At 28.4% G+C, this 4,688-nt stretch carries 4 protein-coding genes; all 4 read right to left on the bottom strand.

The features are described 5' to 3' along the window. Window positions 1-367: 367 nt before the first annotated feature. The 4 genes from ACFQ0I_RS16525 to ACFQ0I_RS16510 all read right to left on the bottom strand — a co-directional run bounded on the left by ACFQ0I_RS16525 (window position 368) and on the right by ACFQ0I_RS16510 (window position 4,606). Window positions 368-595 (bottom strand): PLD nuclease N-terminal domain-containing protein, encoded by a 228-nt coding sequence (locus ACFQ0I_RS16525; RefSeq protein ID WP_379944082.1) that lies wholly within the window; start codon window positions 593-595, stop codon window positions 368-370. A gap of 159 nt (window positions 596-754) precedes the next feature. Beyond that, window positions 755-1,174 carry a hypothetical protein gene (locus ACFQ0I_RS16520; RefSeq protein WP_379944081.1) on the bottom strand — a complete coding sequence of 140 codons (420 nt, stop codon included), beginning with the start codon at window positions 1,172-1,174 and terminating at the stop codon, window positions 755-757. 344 nt (window positions 1,175-1,518) lie between these two features. Beyond that, window positions 1,519-3,783, bottom strand: coding sequence for an AAA family ATPase (locus ACFQ0I_RS16515; RefSeq protein ID WP_379944080.1), 2,265 nt, complete (start codon window positions 3,781-3,783; stop codon window positions 1,519-1,521). A gap of 178 nt (window positions 3,784-3,961) precedes the next feature. Continuing rightward, entirely contained in the window at window positions 3,962-4,606 is a 645-nt protein-coding gene (locus tag ACFQ0I_RS16510; RefSeq protein WP_379944079.1) for a DUF4468 domain-containing protein, read from the bottom strand. Window positions 4,607-4,688: the final 82 nt, after the last annotated feature.

The following is a 4,688-nucleotide window of genomic DNA, read 5'->3' as shown; positions in this document are numbered from 1 at the left end:
AAACAAAGCAACGACCAAACGGCTTAACTAAAATAAGCAATGTTTTTTACACGGTGTTAGCTTTTAGTGCTTTTTTGTCCGCTTAATATTTCTTTCCGATTTTCTTTTTTCGGTCAGTTTTTAATTCCGCAAACTTGCTAAATTTCCGCAATATTTTTCAATTCCGATTGAGTGAGCAATTTCGCAACTTGCTAAGTTTTGTTTGAGTGAGATTCCGAGTTTTTAATTCAGATTTAGATTCCGTAAACGAGCTTAAAAGTCAGACGCAATTCAATTCAGAGTTTGAGTGAGAATTCAGCGTATTTTTGAAATTGCTCAACCGAGTATTTTTGGTTTTCTAAATTCCGTAAACTTGCTCAAAGTCAGTTTACAATTTTTCAATCTTTATTTTTTGTTCTCTGCCAATTAAGAAGTATAAAATCGCACCAAAAAAGTTTGCAAATAGAACAACTAGTATCCAAACAATTTTATTATTTCCTTTAAATTCACTCTTTAAAATATCTACTAGAGCAATTATTGTCGGTAAAATCCCAAGAAATAAGACTACTAATATCAGAATTATTTGCCAAGGTCCAATCGCTAAAAAATGATTCATAATTTTGTTTTAATTTTATTCATAATTTTTGTTCAGCATTAAAGCTAACGTGTTTGTGTAAGGAACGTTGCGGTTTTGTGTGCGAGGATTTTCCGAAGGAAAATCAGATGTAACAAAACAGCAACGACCTTTGGTTTAGCCTAAAATAAGCAATGTTTTTTACACGGTGTTGGCAATAGTATTTTTTACTATTATTTCATTCAGTTTTTGAGTGTCAGATTCCGCTATTTCTTTCAAGTCAAATATTACTATTTCTCCATTAGTTTTTGTTATTTTCAACTTTTTTTCATTCAGTTCAGTTGTTTTAATTTGGTCAAAACTTAACGATTTCCCCAAAAGAGAATTAATTCGGATAACTGCTCCTTTTTTATTCCACTGAATATAATTTTTATACCAGAACATTCTACTGAAAAAAAGCGCTTGAAGTAAAAATCCAACTCCACTTAACCTTTTATTTATTTTAGGGTTTTCAAAAGGAATAAGCTCAAAAATTCCAACAAGTAAAAATACTATTGATAAAATTAAAACAGTGATTAAAAACCAATTTTTATTCAGATTATCGAAGTGTATTTTTTTCATTTTAAATTTATTGATTTAAATAATTTGTAAGCATATAAAATTCCAACTAAAGTCATAATTCCGCAAATCAAATATTCCTTTTTTGAATAATAATTTATTCCACCAATAATTCCGAAAGCAGTCCATAATAGATTTGCTATAATTTCAGTTTTGTTTAATTTGCTATTTTGCTCGTTTTCTGTCATATTATTGCCAACGTGTTTGTATATGGTTTGTTGCGTGGTTTAGCACGTAATTTAGCAAATAAAAACCGAATAGAAAATCCGCGAGGATTTTCGTAAGTAGGCTAGAACTAGCAATAAATTATATACGGTGTTACCTGCTGGCTTTTATTCAAATGTTATTTATTCGCCCATCATCATTTCATAATGCTCTCTTCCAATATTTGAGAAAATGTTTTCAAAAACGTCAAATAATAGTTGTGGTTGTTCGCTTGAAACTTTCTGGTAATATACGCCATCTAAGGCAGTCACTTTATGACTCTCATCATTTATTGAAGCCACAAAAGCATATTTCAAATAGTATTCAGGACTTTGTCTATCATCATCTAAAATTGAACTCCAAGCATCATTTCCAATTCCAATAAAATGAACGTAGCTTTCTATTATTCTTCTCATAGAATTTGCTATTAAAACATTAAGATTTGAATCTTCAGGTAAGTTGCCTTTTAATTCTTTTATTGTTTCCCAAAGCAAAGCATAATCGTCAGTAATGGATTTTTTGTATTGACCTGATATAGATGTGTTATTATTTGTTTTCGTTATTTTATAATGCCAAAAATCAGTGCACATTGGTCTTTTGTCAAATGAAACTTCTTTATAAAAATATAGGTTGTGAGTGAAAATGTAAACCTGTGAGATGTTTTCATTTTTTAAAAGCATTCTGTTTGATCTATTATCATTGGCTTTTCTAAGAATAAGTTGATGAATTAAAGACGATATGACAAAAAGTGCTTGACTGTCTAAACTAGAAACTGGGTCATCAATGACAATTATTTTCTTCTTGGTACTATTATTTTGAATATCATCTGTTCCGATACATAATTGATAAAAATATAAGAATGAAATGAAACTTTTTTCTCCTTCACTTAAAGTTTTAAAAATTTGGTTTTCGCTATTATCATTTGGTCTTTTTAAATAATACTGAGAAATATTATTAACTAATTCTTTCTCTTTAATTTCAAAACTTTCAAAGCCTGAGTTTTTTAATATCAAGTTAATGTTGTCAACAGCATCTTGAGTATTTATAGTTTGACTTCTCAAAGTTTCAATTTCTAGCTTAAGATTTGTACTATCAGTATTATATCCATCAATTATTTGATTTGCCAGAGTGTTAATGCTTTGATATTTGGATTCTTTAGTTTCGAATTCTTCAATTTTTGTTTGACATTTTTTTGCCATAAATTGCCAAATCTTAGAAATTAGATTTCTTTTATTTTGGTCTAGTTCAAGCAAAGATTTGTTATTTGCTTTTATTGAACTTATAATTGTTGATAATGATTCTTTAACGGTGTTTACAGAAATTATATCTTTTCGTTCATTTGAATTCTTAATTTTTAAATCAACCTCACTAATATTATTTGTAAACAATTCTTGCAATTGAATATAGACATTAGAAACAAGATTGTTGGGATTGAAAACATTTTGAATTGCTAAAATATTTTCCAAAAAAGACGCTGTTTTGGCTCGGTATTCAATAAGTAAATTCTCAATTAGTTGAATTTGTTGTTTTGATGTTTCGTCAAAATATTGATTAAACTGAGTTCTTAAATTTTGGTCAATAGTTTCCTTTTGACAAAATGGACAAGTGGTATCAACTTGATTAAGAAAATTTATGCCAGTTTCAACCCAACTTCTAGAGTTTAGTATTTTAATTAAGGCATCTATATTAACATCTTCATTACCAACGATTACTTCTGAAAGAAGAGGTTTCAATTCTATTTCTAGTTGTCGAATATCTTTATATAGAGTAGAACTTATAGTAGTTTTAATTTCTAAAATCTCTTTTTCATAAAGTTCATTATAACTAGTTGTCAATTCTGATATTGAGAGAATTGTACTTGGAAGTGTTTCTAGAACTGTTTTTAGTTGTTGAAGGTGATTTTGTTTACTTCCAGAAAAACCTAGGCTCAATTTTGAAAATGAAGAAAAGTTATTTCTTTTAGTCCAACAAAAGTTTAGTAACTCCGTTTTCTTTTGTTCTTTATTATCTAGAATTCTTTGTTTTAGGGTTTCTTTTCTCTCTTTATTGTCTGTCAGATTTTGTATTTCTGTTTGCTTAAGTGCTATTTGTCTATCTATACTGTCATTGGTTTGATTTAATGAAAAAACACCTTTTAAAACTGAATTTCTGTTAAAATTTTCATCAACGAAGTTTTCATCATATACTAGTATCTGTTGATTTGCTTGGTCGTAACCACTATTACTACAATCATTGAAATCATCAACTCTGTCAGTTGCATTTTTACTTAAATTATAAAGATATTTGGCAATCGTGGATTTTCCTGAACCATTTGCGCCAAAGAAAAAATTGACTTTTTTTAAATCTGTAATTTCAATTCCATTTTGGTCATATGAGGCGATATTTTTTAATAGAATTGATTCAATCATAATTTATTCTCGATGTTTCTTTAGCTTGCAGGTAACGTTTATGTGTATGGAAAGTTGCGTGCTTGTGTGCGAGGATTTTCCGAAGGAAAATCAGATGCAAGCAAGCAAAGCAACTGACATTGGTTTAGTATAAAACTAGCAATTTTTTATACACGGTGTTAGCATACGTTATACTAGGTTAAAAATCATCATTAATTTTCATTCTTTCTTTCAATGATTTAATCAATTGGATAAAAGTATTATATTCCTTTTCGTAAATTAATAAATCTGTTTTGTAAGCATTATCAGCATTTGAAATATCATTTAATAAATTTTCCTTCTCACTTTTTTTTAATTTTGAAATATCGATGGAATTAAGTTCATCTAATTTTTTTTTCTTTGCTCCAATATTTTCAAGTTTCTCATCTGTGGATATTGAGTTTTTTACATCAATTCCAAGGACGGTTAGAGTGTGCTGAATTTCAATATCGTCAATAATATACCGATATCTTTTGTCCTTACATTCTATAGTAATTGTAAATGTTAAATAATCTTTTTCTACTCCTGCTGAATTTATAATATTTCTAATAGGAATATCAGACTCTCCTTTTAAGATAATTTTTAAGTCTTTATCATCTTCAAATTGGACAACCTTTTTGTAACTGCCAAATGTTTTTGCAATCCAATTTTTTGCATTTGAGAAAAGAGTTGTAGAATCTAATTCACTTTCAACAATTTCCTTAAAGATAGTATGCCCTTTTTCGTCTTTTGGAAATTCTATTGATGTTTGAGATTTTGCTAAAAATGAAGAAATAAGGAATAATGGTAGAATTATTTTTTTCATAGTTGTTGTTTTTTAATGTATGCTAACGTTTATGTGTATGGAAAGTTGCGTGCTTGTGTGCGAGGATTTTCCGAAGGAAAAT

Origin of the sequence: Mariniflexile aquimaris, from assembly GCF_042676825.1 — a bacterium.
GTDB lineage: Bacteria > Bacteroidota > Bacteroidia > Flavobacteriales > Flavobacteriaceae > Mariniflexile > Mariniflexile aquimaris.
The sequence above is the reverse complement of the archived record's forward strand: the minus strand, read 5'-3'. Positions and strand labels throughout refer to the sequence as shown.